This window comes from Amycolatopsis sp. NPDC059657, assembly GCF_042734395.1.
In the GTDB taxonomy this organism is placed as follows: domain Bacteria; phylum Actinomycetota; class Actinomycetes; order Mycobacteriales; family Pseudonocardiaceae; genus Amycolatopsis.
In genome coordinates this window covers 88,502-102,508 of record NZ_JBHWEB010000009.1, presented here as the reverse complement: position 1 = coordinate 102,508, position 14,007 = coordinate 88,502, and the positions used below count along the sequence as shown (strand labels likewise).

General features: G+C 68.8%; 6 protein-coding genes. 3 read left to right on the top strand and 3 right to left on the bottom strand.

The window, feature by feature from the left end; genetic code table 11:
* Position 1: 1 nt before the first annotated feature.
* The 3 genes from ACFV15_RS07590 to ACFV15_RS07580 form a co-directional block, all read right to left on the bottom strand.
* A complete protein-coding gene (locus tag ACFV15_RS07590; protein WP_378349377.1) occupies positions 2–7,120 on the bottom strand; it encodes an amino acid adenylation domain-containing protein in 7,119 nt (2,372 codons plus the stop codon).
* Positions 7,104–8,396: a cysteate synthase gene (locus ACFV15_RS07585; protein ID WP_378349376.1), complete on the bottom strand. Its 1,293-nt coding sequence runs from the start codon at positions 8,394–8,396 to the stop codon at positions 7,104–7,106. The genes ACFV15_RS07590 and ACFV15_RS07585 overlap by 17 nt, the downstream gene beginning before the upstream one ends.
* Positions 8,397–9,640: 1,244 nt before the next feature.
* Positions 9,641–10,996 carry an amino acid permease gene (locus ACFV15_RS07580; protein WP_378349375.1) on the bottom strand — a complete coding sequence of 452 codons (1,356 nt, stop codon included), beginning with the start codon at positions 10,994–10,996 and terminating at the stop codon, positions 9,641–9,643.
* Positions 10,997–11,375: 379 nt separating this feature from the next.
* Here ACFV15_RS07580 and ACFV15_RS07575 point away from each other — a divergent pair, with 379 nt between their 5' ends.
* Genes ACFV15_RS07575 through ACFV15_RS07565 form a run of 3 tightly spaced genes read left to right on the top strand, consistent with a single transcriptional unit; the run spans position 11,376 to position 13,876 of the window.
* A complete protein-coding gene (locus tag ACFV15_RS07575) occupies positions 11,376–12,473 on the top strand; it encodes an aldose epimerase family protein (RefSeq protein ID WP_378349374.1) in 1,098 nt (365 codons plus the stop codon).
* A 3-nt stretch (positions 12,474–12,476) separates the two neighbouring features.
* Positions 12,477–13,520 (top strand): helix-turn-helix domain-containing protein, encoded by a 1,044-nt coding sequence (locus tag ACFV15_RS07570; RefSeq protein ID WP_378349373.1) that lies wholly within the window; start codon positions 12,477–12,479, stop codon positions 13,518–13,520.
* Positions 13,511–13,876, top strand: coding sequence for a hypothetical protein (locus tag ACFV15_RS07565; protein ID WP_378349372.1), 366 nt, complete (start codon positions 13,511–13,513; stop codon positions 13,874–13,876). Before ACFV15_RS07570 ends, ACFV15_RS07565 begins: the two co-directional genes overlap by 10 nt.
* Positions 13,877–14,007: the final 131 nt, after the last annotated feature.

Here is a 14,007-nt window from a genome sequence, read left to right as displayed (position 1 = left end):
TCTAGCCGACCTCTCCGAACTCGGCAGCCCACTCGTCGAGCTCGGCCTGCGAAACATCCAGCGCGGGTGACTCCACCCGCGCGCACCACAACTCGGCCAGCTCCGCGATCCGCTCGCCGTCGAACACACCTGGCACCCACGACCAGGTCGCCCGTACCACGCCGTCGACGATCGCGGCGGTGATCTCGAGCCCATGGGTGGCGGGGGTCCGCGGGTCGCCGCCCGCGGCAGGCAGTTCGCTGAGCTTGCCCAGGTAGTTGAACCCGATCTCGGGCACGGCGAGCCCGCCGGGCCAGGCATCCGGTTCGAGATAGCGCAGCAGCCCGTAGCCGATCCCGTCGTCCGGCAGCGACCGCAGCCCGTCCCGCACCTGCTCGACCGACCCGCTGTCGAGGCGAAGCGGGTGCACGGCGGTGAACCAGCCGACGGTCCGGCTCAGGTCGGCCCCGCCGATGTCGACCCGGCCGTGCCGTTCGATGTCCACCAGCAGCGGCCGGTCGAAGGCGAGCACGAGCGCGGCGAGCAGTACCTCGGTCACGTCCGTCCGCGGCGCCGCGGCCTGAACGTGCCGGTGGTGCATGCCCCCGATGGAATCCCCGGCCAGTTTCCTTGCGCCCAGCGGGGTTTCGGCTTCGCTTCGCCACAGCTTCAGCTCGCCTCGCCGGTTCGTCACCTCGGCACGCAGCGATCGCGCCCAAGCCCTGAACGAGGTGCCCACCGGGCGCAACGGCCGGTCGGCGCCCGCGTCTTCGAAGTCCTCACGCAGGATTCCCCAGGACACGCCATCCACCGCGAAGTGGTGTATCACCAGCAGAATCCGGCCGTCCGAAAAGGACACAGCGCGCACCATCTCGCCACGATCCGGGCGTAACGCCCGCTCCGCGCGTTGCCGATGTTCCTCCAGCGACCCGCTCGCCTCTTCGATCAGGGTCGAGGCGTCCACCGAACCAGGCGGCGGGATCATCGGTCCGTCGGCCGTGACACGCATCCGCAGCGCGTCATGATGGTCGATGATCCGTTGCAGCACAACGGCGAGATCGCGTCCGGCGGGCATCGGCAGCACCATGGACTGGCTGAAGGAGTCCAGCGGCACACCGCGTTCCAGCGCCCGCAGCATCGCCGGCGTGAGCGGCACCGGGCCGATGCCATCGCCAGTACCGGGACGGGTGGGCGCCGAGTGGGTGGCCACGGCCGCCAACGCGGCCACCGTCTGATGCTCGAACACGTCCCGTGGCGTGATCCGCAGACCCGCGGCTCTCGCCCTGCTCACCAGCCGCATCGACTGGATGCTGTCCCCGCCGAGCGCGAAGAAGCCGTCGGTGGCGCTCACCGAAGGCACTTCGAGCACCTCGGCGAACAGGGTGCCCAGCAGCTTCTCCGCCGCGGTCCGTGGCTCCCGGCCCGCTGTCTCGAACTCCGGGGCGGGTAGTGCGGCCAGGTCCAGTTTCCCGTTGACGGTCAAGGGAAGCGTGTCGAGCACGACGATCGCGGCAGGCACCATGTGCGCGGCGAGCGACGCTGCCAGACGCGCGCGCAGATCGGCCGGATCCAGCGTGGCTGTGCGCTGGGCGACCACATATCCGACAAGCTGCCGCTTCTCCACGACCACCACGACCGCCGCCGCGACCCCCGGCTGCTTGGTCAATACCGACTGGATCTCCCCCGGTTCGATCCGGAAGCCGCGGATCTTGACCTGGTCATCGGCCCGGCCGTGGAACTCCAGCAGGCCACCGGCCGACCAGCGTGCGCGATCGCCGGTCCGGTACATCCGGCCGGGCCCGAAGGGATCCGCGACGAACCGAGTGGCCGTGCTGTCGGGGCGCCGCCAGTACCCGCGCGCCACCTGGGCGCCCGCGATGTACAGCTCGCCGACCACACCGGGCGGCACCGGGTTGAGTGCCGTGTCCAGCACGTAGGCGCGGGTGTTCCACAGTGGACGGCCAATGGGCACGGGCCCGTCCGGGACCACCTCGCGAGGCCCGAAGCTCAGGTCGGCGCAGCCGACGGTGGCTTCGGTAGGCCCGTAATGATGGATCAACGTCGCATCCGGATGTGCCTGGCGCCAGTCCCGTACCCCCGCGCCGAGCAGCAGTTCGCCGCCGAGCATCAACTCCTCGGCCGGTTGCGTTTCCGGAGTTTCGGCCAGCAGCGGCAAATGGCTGGGCGTGATCTTGAGGAACGCGTACCCACCTCCGCCGAACTCTCCGATGTGCACGGACCCGCCTGCGGCCAGCGCGCCGTGCAGGGTCGTCACCGCGGCGTCGAACGACATGGAGGCGTGCAGCAGCGTGCGTCCTCGCAGGCTCGGGTACGCCGCCACAGCGCGAACCACGTAGTTGGTCAGGTTGCCGTGTTCGACGACAACGCCCTTGGGGCGGCCGGTCGTCCCGGACGTGTAGATCAGGTACGCGGCGTCCCGCTGCGAAACCGGCACCGACACCGGCGTGCCTTCGCCGTCTCCGATCAGGATCGACGGCACCGTCGCGGGCAGCCGGATCCCGCCGGTGGTCACCACGCACACCGGTTCCGCGTCGGCCAGCATGAACGCGATCCGGTCGGCCGGGTACTCCGGGTCGACCGGCAGGTAGGCCGCACCCGCCTTGTGGATCCCGAGCACCGCCACCGCGAGGTCCACGGACTTCGGCAGCGCGAACGCCACGAACATCCCGGGCCCGGCACCGCGCGCGATCAGGCGCGACGCCAGCTTGTCGGCCCTGGCCAGCAGTTCGCGATAGGTCAACGTCGTGTGCGCGTCGGTGACGGCGACCGCGTCCTGGTCCTGCCGCTCGACGAGGCCGGACCACGTCAGCGACGGCACGTCATGGCGCGTGTCGTTCCACTCCACCAGCACTTGCGCCCGTTCGCGCGCGGTGAGCAGGTCGATCGTGCTCACCGCGCGGTCGGGGTCTTCGGCCGCCGCTGCCAGCAGCCGGTCCAACCGCCTGCCGAAGGCTTCGGCGGTGCCACGGTCGAACAAGCCCGCGTCGTACTCCAGCATCCCTTCGACCCCGTCGACGCCGTCGACCAAGCTCAGCGACAGCGCGAACTTGGCCTGCCCGGTCTCGATACGGGACGCCCGCGCCCGCACACCCGGCAGGTCCGGAACGGGTGGCTCCTCGCTCAGGAACGCGAGCAGCACCTGGAACAGCGGTGTGCCGGTGAGCGACCGGCCGGGATTGACGGCGTCCACGACCGCGTCGAACGGCACGTCCTGGTGATCGAAGGCTGCCAGGTCGGTCTCGCGGACACGGCTGAGCAGCGTGCGGAAGCCGGGGTCGCCAGAGGTGTCGGTGCGCAGGACCACCGTGTTGACGAACAGGCCGATCAGCTCGTCGAACGCCGCGTCGGCCCGCCCGGCGACCGGGGTGCCGATCGGGATGTCCGTGCCCGCGCCGAGCCTGGTCAGCAAGGCCGCGAGCGCGGCGTGCACGGCCATGAACGGGGTCACGCCGCACTCGGCGGCGAGCGCCCGGATGTCGGCGGTCAGCCGGATCGGCACCAAGCCACCACTCCCGTCCGCACCGGACGGCCGGTCGGCGGGGAGGTTCAGCTGCTCAGGAGCCCCGGCCAGCGTCTCGCGCCAGAACTCCAGCGCGGCATCGGATGGTTCCCTGCGCGACAGCGCGTAGTCGGCGTACTGGATCGGCAGCGGCGTCCACTGTGGCGCGCTGCCGGTCAGGCGGGCTCGATAGGCCGTCGACAGGTCACTCCACAGTGGACCGATTGACCAGCCGTCGGCGGCGATGTGCTGGATGAGCACCAGCAGCACGTGCTCATCCGGTCCGGCACGTACCACCGTCGCACGTATCGGAAGCTCGGCGGTGATGTCGAACGCGTACGAGCCCGCGGCGGTCAATTCCTCCATAGTGGACACTTCGGTCACCTGGACGGCCAGGTCGAGTACTCGCTGGAACGGCTCGCCGTCGCGGTCGGGGTAGACCGTGCGCAGGATTTCGTGGCGTTCGGCGACATCGTCGAGCGCGGCACCGAGCGCGTCGAGATCCAGCGGGCCGGACAAGGTCAGCACCAGCGGGATGTTGTAGGCCGCGCTCGGGCCCGCCAACCGGTGCAGAAACCACAACCGGCGCTGGGCAGGCGAAAGTGGCACCTCGTCCGGGCGCGGCCGGGGCGGCTGGGCCGGGCTCGGCGCAGTGTGCTCGATCAGGCTCGCGAGGGCTGCCGGAGTCGGGGAATCGAAGACCGCCCGGACCGGCAGGTCGGTGCCTGTAGTCGTCCGAATACGGTTGACCAGTCGTAACGCGAGCAAGGAATGCCCGCCGAGCGCGAAGAAGTCGGCGTCGGTCCCGAGCTCGGCGACACCGAGCAGCTCCACGAACAGCTCACACAGCAGCTTCTCGGCGGCAGTCTCCGGTGCCCGGCCGCCGGCGCACGCGATCTCCGGGGCAGGCAAGGCCGCACGGTCGATCTTTCCGTTGGGTGTCAACGGAAAGTCCTCGATCTCGACGAAGGCCGATGGAATCAGATGGCTCGGCAGCTCCGCGTGGGCCAGCGTCCGCAGTGCCCCGGCGTCGGCGGGCCGGGCGTAGGCCACCAGCCGGCGTTCACCCGGCACGTCCTCGCGGGCCACCACGACACTGCCGGGCAACGCGGCTTCGACCTCGGCGGGCTCGACCCGGAAGCCGCGGATCTTCACCTGGTCGTCGGCCCGGCCGTGGAACCACAGGATCCCGTCGGTGCCGAGCCTGGCGAGGTCGCCGGTGCGGTACATCCGGGCACCCGGCGCTCCCCACGGATCAGCGACGAACCGCTGGGCGGTCAGCGCCGCCCGGCCGAAGTAGCCACGGGCCAACCCCGCTCCCGCGAGGTAGAGCTCACCGCGGTGACCAGGCGGCACAGGCCGCAGTGCGGAGTCCAGCACCCGCGGCGCCACCCCGTCCAGCGGCCGTCCCAAGGGCACCGGGTCCGGCACCTCGTCCGGATCGGACATCGGGTGGCTTGCCGCGAACGTGGTGGTCTCGGTCGGTCCGTAGCCGTTGACCACGGTCAGGTCCGGGCATGCCAGCAGCACCCGGCGCACAGCGGCCGCCTGCACGACATCGCCGCCGGTCCACAGCTCGCGCAGCCCTCGGAAGCAGCCCGGCGCGTCCTGCGCGATCGCGGCGAACAGGCCCGCCGTGAGCCACAGCGAAGTCAGCTCGTGCGCTGCGACCAGTTCGGCCACCGCCCGGCCGTCCAGGTCCGCGCGCGGCGCCACGACCACGGTCCCGCCGGTCAGCAACGGGACCCACAACTCGTACGTGGAGGCGTCGAAGGCGTGCGGCGAGTGCGACAAAACCCGTTGGGGCGCCGCGAAACCTTGGTGCCCGGCCAGTGTGGTGATGTCCCGGTGCCGGATCGCGACACCCTTGGGCGTCCCGGTCGAGCCGGAGGTGTGCATGACGTAGGCCAGCTGGTCCGGGTCGATCGCCGGGTCTTCACCAGGCTCGGCGCGTTCGTCGACCGTGACGATCGCACCGGCGAACACCGACCTCGCCATCTCGGTCAACCCGGATTCGGTCAGCAGAACGGTCGCGGCGGTGTCGGCAAGGATCCGGCTCAGGCGCGCCGCGGGTGCGTCCGACTCCAGCGGCACATAGCAGGCTCCCGTCTTGAGCACGGCCAGCAGCGCCACCGGCAGCGCGGCTGATCTGCGCAGCAGCACGGCTACGATGTTCTCCCTGCCCAGCACGGCGGCCAGCCCGGCGGCCCGGTGCTCCAGCTCGCCGTAGGTGATGACCTCGGCCCCACAGACCACCGCCGGTGCGCCGGGCCCGCGCGTGACCTGCGCCGAGAACAGCTCGGGCACGGTCGCATCCCGCTCCCGCCGGATCGGGGCTTCGGGTATCGCGGCTTTCCGGTTCAACTGCCCGACCGGCATGTCCTCGTCGAGATTTTCCAGCAGGGTAACGAACTCCCGGCGCCGGGCCGCGAGCTCACCCGGCGTGTGGAGCGCGGCATTGCCGTCGAACTCCAGCCTGATCGAGTGGCCGTCGGCGCGGTCGTACAGGTTGAGCGCCAGGTCCTCGATCGGACCGGTCGACAGGTTGCGCGTCGTCGTCGGGACGCCGGCGAAACCGAGCCCTGCCCGGAAGCCCATGATGTTGACGACCGGACCGAAGTAGCGACGGCCGTCACCCAGTTCCCTGGCCAGTTCCTCGCCGCGATAGCGCTGGTGCGCCAGCAACTCGGCCGTCGCGGCTGCGGTCTGGGCGACGAGTTCCCCGACCGTCGTCTCCGGGTCCACTCGCAGCCGCAGCGGCAGCACGGTGGACGCCATTCCCGGCGTCTGCCGGGCGAGCGGTCCGACGCGGGTGGTCACCGCCAGGCCGAGCACGACGTCGGTCGCCCCGGTCGTGTGATGCAGGTGCGCTGCCATCGCCGCGAGTGCCACCCGAGACCATCGGGTACCCGAAGCCGCGGCCAGCGCGTGCAGCCGGGACGCGATCTCGGGCCGCAGGTCGTCACCCTCGCGATGGAACGCACCTGGTTTCGCCCTGCGCCCGGCAAGCGCCGGACGGCCCGCCATCCGGCGCGTCCAGTAGGCGCGATCGTCGAAATAGTGCCCGGATCCTCGGTACTCGGCGTCCGCCTCGACCATCCGGGCGAAGTCACCGGGCAGCGGCGCTGGCTCGTCGCCCGCCATCAGCGCCGTATACGTCTCGGCCACCCGCGCGGCCACCAGCGCGCAGCTGTAGCCGTCGATGAGGACGTGGTGGTAGCGCTGACACCAGAGATAGTGGTCAGAAGCCAAGCGCAGCAACGCATAGCCGAAGAGCGGACCGCGATCCAGATCGACGGGCCGCGCGAAGTCGGCCGCCATCCAGGCCCGGGCCGCCGCGGCGGGATCCGGCTCCGTGCTGAAGTCGGCTCGGTGCAGTGCCCAGTCAGGCGCGGCACCCGGCACCTGCGTCACTTCCGCCCCGGACCGCACCAGCCGCACGCCGAGTACCTCGGTCGCCGCGACCACCCGGCGCAGCGCGTCCTCGAACACGGCGGGATCCACCGGGCCGTGTATCTCCGTGCTTTCGCCGACCGTGTACGTGATGCCGCTCCGATCGGCGGCGTGGCCGAACCACATCGCGTACTGGGCGGCGGAGAGCGGCTCAGCGCGCGACGGCATGCTCGGCTCCCCGTTCCATTGCCGTGAGCACACGCTGGACCTCATCGGTGCCGGGGAACTCGCGTCGTCGCGGCACCGGGAGCCGGACCATGCGCTCGGCGGGCACGAGCGTGAGGTCCCGCGCGCTGCGAGCCCGGCCACCGCCGGTGACGTTGAGCAGGATCTTGGCGTCGCCGGGGACCATGCCGGAGTCGGCCGCCGTGCGCAGTGCCGCCAGCGCCACCCCTGCCGACGGTTCGATGTCGATACCCAAGGTCGCTTCGAACAGCCGCATCGCGTCGAGTGTCTCGGCGTTGCCCGCCGCCAGCACGTCGCCGCCGCTGGCGGTCAAGCACTCGCGCACGCCGCCCGCGATCGCGTACGGCGGAGTCGCGTTGGCCAGCTCGGGTGCGATCAGGTCACGGTCGGCACCCGACGACCTCAGCCCGGTCCACGCCCGGTGGATCGGGGCATAGGGCAGGTTCTGGCACATGACGATCCGCGGTGGCGGCCCCGCGTCCTCGTGCTTGCCCAGGCGCAGCGCGTTCTCGTACGCGCCGATCGCCCCAGCGCCACTGCCGACCGCCTGGAAGTAGTAGTCGGGCAGGCCGCCCATCGCGTCGTACGCGGCGAGCATGACGGTGCCGAGGCCATCGCGCCTGGCCACGTTGCGGAAGCCGCCTTCGGCGTGGAACCCGGGCAGGGCGGCCAGCGCACTGGCGAACTCGATGGCGTCCCGGTAACACCCGCCGTCCAGCACCACCAGACTCACGCACTCGGCCCACTCCATGGGCAGCCGCAGCTTGTCCAGCGCACTTCCGGGCACTACGAGCACGCACCTGACACCGTTCTGCCCGCACGCCATCGCGAACGCCGCCGCCGTGTTGCCTGCGGAGGCGACCACCAGCACCGGCGGCTGATCTGGCAACCTGCCGAGCACGGTGTAGGCCTCGAGTTCCTTAAAGGTCCCGGTGCGCAGGTTCGCCCCGATCTCCGGCCAGTACCCGCTGAACGAAATCCAGAGATCGGTCAGCCCGAGCCGGGTTCCCAGCGCTCCGCCCGGCAACACCACGGGTGCGCCGGCACCGGCCACAACCCGCCTGACTGGAAGCCAGTTCCGGTATTGGAACAGGCCGCCCATCACGTGCTCGTCCACCCTGACGCGAGCCGGGTACTCCGTCGCCAGCAACGCATCCGCATGGGAAGCCTGGCAGGACAGCACCAGCCCATCGTCTTCATAGCGGCCACCACACACTCGACAAACCAGCGTGTAGGGACGCTCAGCTGCTGCGCGCATTCAAATCCTTCATTGGGTACCACCAGGGCTGCCAAATCCCACTGGACGAAACCCAATTCCGGGCCGACTGCATATTAACGCAATATGAAGTATCCCAAATTCCCGCAGCACGCCAACATATTTCCGAAAAGCGCGGACATCTCCACTGTCCACTTTAGCCTTCGCCACTCGCGTCTCTCGGAAAGATCGCCCGAGCAGAGGCAGAAACTGGACATTCCGAAATTTTCGAATAGAGCTGCGGCACATGGCGGAGCACTCGGAACCGAAGCCGGGCGGCGCGACGTCCAGCCAGAACCAGTCTCGACCGACCGTGACGGCGATGTTCGAGGCTGGGCGTGCCCAGCCTCCCCTCGCTCCACAGAACACGAAATCTCTTCTGTCCGCTGCGAGAAATCGGTCGAAGGTCTTGCTCCACGGGAGGTCTTCAGCCCACGCTCTCGCGTGGCGGTGCCGGCTTGGCAACCGCGTCCATGCATTTCGACACTTGGAGACATAGGTGGCTTTCTTGAAGCGTGCGACGGCAGGCGTAGCGTTGGCGTCTGGGTTGCTGGTGGGTCTGGTGGCGCCCGGCGTTGCTCAGGCCGCGGCACCGTCAGTCCGGTTGGAGATCTGCAACAACCACCCGGACCGAACGCAGTCGTTCGACGTCATTGGCAGGAATCAGGACAACCAGACCGTCACTTGGTACCGGTACGCATTCTCCCAGAGGTGCACCACTTCCGACGGCTGGTGGTGGAAGGCCGGACAGACACTACATATTCGCCACGAAGCCGGCAGCGCCTGGCAGGACTCGTACTGTGTGATTCAGCCGAACGTTGCCGATGGCTCCACTAGGCGCTGCCGGATCGACTAAAGGGCACGCCGACAAGCAAGATCAAATTGCGCGCTGTGCACGCGTGTCCGCTACTCCCGCACGCGAGTCCGCGTTCCCTGCACAGCAGTCGCCGCCACGCCGAGTTCGCGCAGCACGGGTGCCGAAGCTGGGGCGTTCCGAGTGCCACACCTGCCATTGTGGACAGAGCGATGGCGAGTGCGGAGAGCAGCGCCAGTCGTCGGGGTCACTGGGAGCGATTCCAGGTCTGACCTGGCGATGATGCTTGTCAAGTCCGGAACCTCCCGCTACCTTCGTTGAGAGCGCTCTCAGCATGGCTCTGCTCGCAAGTCGAGGAGGCGACGATGAGACCCGGGTCCCTGCCGCTGACAGGCCTGACCGAGCTGGTCACGTGGGTCAGTGACGGACCCACTCAGTCCTCGGATTCCGAGTTCGCTTGCCTCGCCTTGCGCGCGGCCAGCCAGACATACACCAGCAGACCCGCGAAGAGGAACAGGGTTCCTTGATAGACCGCGGCGTATCCGGCACCGGCGATCAACCACAGCGACACCGCGAACGAAACCGCCGCGACGATCAGGTCCAGCACCAGCCGCGGAGTCCGCACCCGGCCACGCTCACCGCGCGCGAGCCAGTAAAGCTGGGCGGCGGCGGAAAGCAGATACGGGACGGCTGCGGTGAAACTCGTGATCAGCACCAGCACCCGGAAAACCTCGCCGGTACCGCCCGAGTAGTTCAGCAAGATCACCAGCGACGCCAAGACGACGCCGATCAGCACCCCGACCCACGGCACGTTCCGGCGCACCCGCGTGAACACCGGCGGGAAGAGCCCGTCGACCGCCGCGGCGTAGGGCATCTGAGCGCTCATCAGGATCCAGCCGTTCAACGCGCCCGCGATGGACAGCACCGCGGCGACGGCGATCACCGTGCCACCGGCGGAACCACCGAAGATCGCGTTCATCGCGTCCGAGAACGGGGCCTCGGAGTTCACCAGCGCCGAGTGCGGCACGAGGCCGAACACGGCGACGGTGCCCAGCAGGTAGACCACAGCGGACGCCAGCGTGCCCAGCACCCCGGCCCGGATCACGTTGCGCTCGGGATCGCGGACCTCGCCGGCGCTGACCGCCGCGGACTCCACACCGAGATAGGAGTAGAGCAGGATGGCCGCGGAGGCCGACAGCGAGGGCAGCACACCTTCGCCGGGCGCGACGAACGGGCCGAAGTTCTCGGCGCGGACGAAGAACAGCCCGAGCACGGCGACCACCACCAGCGGCAAGAACTTCAGCACGGTCGAAACGACCTGGACGGTGGCGACATACTTCAAGCCCGCGAAATTGACCAGTGCGGGCAGCCACAGTACGGCGAGCGCGACCATCGCCTGCCCGAACGCGCCGCCGGGCACGGGCGCCAGCACCTGCACGTAGCCGACCGCCGCGACCGCGAGCGCCGCGTTGCTGCTCCACGTCATCGTCCAGTAGGACCAGACGGAAACGAAGCCGGCGAAGTCCCCGAACGCCTTGCGGGGATAGACGTAGAGCCCACCCGTGACCGGAGCACGCGCGGCCAGCCTGCCGAAGAGCATCGCCAGCGCGACCGCGCCGACGGTGAGCACGGCCAGCGCGACGATGCTCACCGTGCCGTAAGGCGCGACGGTCGCCGGAAGCAGGAACACGCCGCCGCCGATGATGTTCCCGGTGACCAGGCAGACGGCGGTCAGCAGACTCAGCCCGCCTGCGCGCGACCGTCCGGCGGGGGCATTGTCCTGCGTCATCGACACTCTTTCGACACTTCGGCGATACCGGACCGTCCGGCGAGTTGATCTTACGGATCGACGCGATCCCATCCACCAGGTAAGACGAAACCGCTTCCCTGTCCGAAAAAACATGAGAAATCTCCGCGAAACGATGAACGCGCGGGCCTGCTCTCTCGTTCAGAACGGTTGACTCGACAGAACGCCCGAAAGGCACATCCATCGTGACAGCATTGTTTCGGCTTTCCGCGTTGCACGGACTGGCACCTGCCGAACGGGTCCGGCCGCGACCACCTATGTCGTTGATCAGGGTCGCGGGCGAACTTGACCACCGCAATCGGCTGATCCTACCGTCGAATCCTGTCATAATGTTAGCGCTCACAATCAACCGAGGGGTCTCATGACGCGTCAAGTCGAAACGAAGCCTCCTGCCATTGCCCGTGAGCACTACGGCAGGGTGGGCGACACCGACGTGCACCGATACATCCTCACTAACGGCACTGGCGTCACCGCCCGCCTGCTCGACTACGGCGGAGTGCTGCAGTCGCTGGACGCGCCGAACCGCGATGGCCACCCGGCCAACGTGGTGCTGGGCTTCCCCGGCCTCGACGGCTACGTCGCCAACAACGCTCCCGGCGCGGCGCGTGTGTTCTTCGGCGCCATCATCGGCCGCTATGCCAACCGCATCGCCGGCGGCACGTTCACCCTGGACGGCAAGACGTACCGGCTTCCCGTCAACAACGGCGAGCACAGCTTGCACGGTGGCACGGCGGGGTTCGACACGCACGTCTGGTCGGCCAGCGGCAGCCGGAACACGGACAGTGTCGCGCTCCGGCTGACCCACGTCAGTCCCGACGGTGACCAGGGCTTCCCTGGAACCCTGGTCACCGAAGTCGTCTACCGCCTCGACGACCACAACCGGTTGAGCATCACCTATCAGGCCACCACCGACGCGCCCACCGTAGTCAACCTCACCAATCACACCTACTGGAACCTGGCAGGCGAGGGCTCCGGCGACACACACGGCCAGCGGCTGACGATCAACGCCTCGCGCTATTCGCCGGTCGACGCCTCGCTGATCCCGGCCGGAGACCCGGCGCCGGTCGACAGCACACCGTTCGACTTCCGTGAACCCACCGAAATCGGCGCACGCATCGGCGCGAACCATCCCCAGCTGCGTTTCGGGCACGGCTACGACCACAACTGGGTGCTCGACGGGGATTCCTTCGCGGCACGGGCCGAAGACCCGGTTTCGGGCCGGACCCTGACCATGTGGACGACCGAGCCCGGCGTTCAGTTCTACTCGGGCAACTTCCTCACCGAGACGCTCATTGGCACCGGCGGCAGGCCATACGCCCGCGGCGCCGGGTTCGCACTCGAAGCCCAGCACTTTCCCGATTCCCCCAACCGCCCCGATTTTCCCAGCACCGTTCTGCGGCCAGGCCAGATATACCGCCAGGAAACGGTCTACGGCTTCAACCGGGCCAAGGGCTCGTGAGGGTTGACCACAACCGGCATTCCAGGGGGGAATATGGGTCTGATGACGCGTCATGCCTGTCCGCAGGGGAAATGGGAAGTGGTGGAGGCGGTTCCCGGACGGCGGCTCCGGCCGGGCGTGCGTTGTTATCGGGGGTTCCACTTCACGCTCGACGAGGTGCGGCGGCGGCTTGAGGTCCCGGTCGGCCTGGTGACGGTCGTGCTCAACTTCGACCGCGAACTTCGCTTGGCGAGCACCTCCAGCGCTGCCCCGACACCGCTCTCACTCACCTCGTTGGTGGCAGGCGTACGCACCTGCGCGACAGTGGGCGAACACGACGGACACCTGCACGGGATGGAGGTGATGCTCGAGCCGTGGGCCGCGTTCACTTTGTTCGACACCCCTCTGCGCGAGCTGAAGAACCGTATCGTCGACGCGTCGGACCTGCTCGACACCAGGGTGCGGCGGTTGACAGACGCGTTGGCCTCGACCGCCGACTGGGCCGGACGGTTCGCACTGCTGGATTTCGTGCTGGGGCGGTGGTGGGCTGCCGGTCCAGCGTGTTCGCCGCACGTGGTGCGCGCGTGGCAGCTGCTCACCCGCTCCGGCGGGATGGTGTCGATCGCGAAGCTCGCCGACGACGTGGGCTGGAGCGAGCGGCAGCTTGAGCGCCGCTTCGCGGAGCAGATCGGCCAGCTACCGAAGGCCGCCGCGCGGATCATGCGATTCCAACGGGCGATGCCCAAGCTCCTCACCCGCGCGCCGGCGGCCGAGATCGCGGCACTGTGCGGCTATTCCGACCAAGCCCATCTCAACCGCGAGTTCATGTCGATGACGGGTCGGACCATTTCCCAGTTCCTCGTCGAACACCACACGACGGGATCCGGGCCGCTGGTGCGGCAACGGGTGGCCGGCGAGGTGACCAGTGTTCCGCTCCCTTCCGATGTCGGTTTTCTTCAAGAGTCGATCACGCCGCATGACCCAGGATTCTCCGTACCCGGGCTTGCAGGCCGCGGGCTTCAGGGAAGCCGATCCACAATCCGAAAAGGGAGCGAATCATGCGCTTGAGAGGGATGATCGGGGTCGCGGTGCTGTCAACGACATTCATCGTCACCGGTGTCGCCGCCGCGGACGCCAGTCCCGCTGTCGACCAGGATTTCGCCGCGTTCGCCCGCATTTACGCGAAACACGGCTCGGACTACGCCTCGACCACGGGCACGTGGGTGGAGGCCTGCGACATCGAACGCGACGGCAACGGCGTGTACGGAGAGTTCTGGTACGGCTCTACGGGGCACACCCAGGTTTGGGACGGCAACGGCTCGGACGGCGGCTGCGGAAACGCCACCCTGGCGGGCAAGGTCACCCGGTTCAAGGTGTGCGAGGACCACGTCGGCTGTTCCGACATGGTCTACACCGACTTCTGACCGACCGCCCCACGCCGGGCGAAATGGGGTCGTGGGTGTTTATGGCGCGGCGGGTCGAGGGCGGGACCACACACCCAAGAGTCTGGCAGCGGGGACGCACCACGGGGTGGAGGACCCGCGGCGGGGCGCCG